The organism is Ewingella americana ATCC 33852 (assembly GCF_000735345.1).
Taxonomy (GTDB): Bacteria; Pseudomonadota; Gammaproteobacteria; order Enterobacterales; family Enterobacteriaceae; genus Ewingella; species Ewingella americana.
Genome location: NZ_JMPJ01000089.1, coordinates 1 through 243, shown reverse-complemented (window position 1 = coordinate 243; position 243 = coordinate 1). Strand labels below are relative to the sequence as shown.

The window sequence follows — 243 nt, the reverse complement described above, 5'->3', positions numbered from 1 at the left end:
GGTTGCTAAGAAGATTGTTAAGCTGATTAAAGACAGCAAAATCAAGGTGCAGACTCAGGTTCAGGGCGATGAAATCCGCGTGACGGGTAAAGCGCGTGATGACCTGCAAGCCGTGATGGCGCTGGTGCGTAAAGGTGATTTGGGCCAGCCTTTCCAGTTTAAGAACTTCCGCGACTGATTGCCCTGCGGGAAACAAAAAGGACGCCCTGTGAGCGTCCTTTTTTATTATATTATCAAAGTATT

The 243-nt window shown here is 47.7% G+C and carries 1 protein-coding gene; it reads left to right on the top strand.

The genetic code is table 11. From position 1 onward, the window contains the following. Positions 1 to 178, top strand: a 178-nt coding sequence (locus GEAM_RS22315) for a nucleotide-binding YajQ family protein (RefSeq protein ID WP_034796364.1), incomplete at its 5' end; no start/stop codon positions are given. Positions 179 to 243 lie beyond the last annotated feature (65 nt).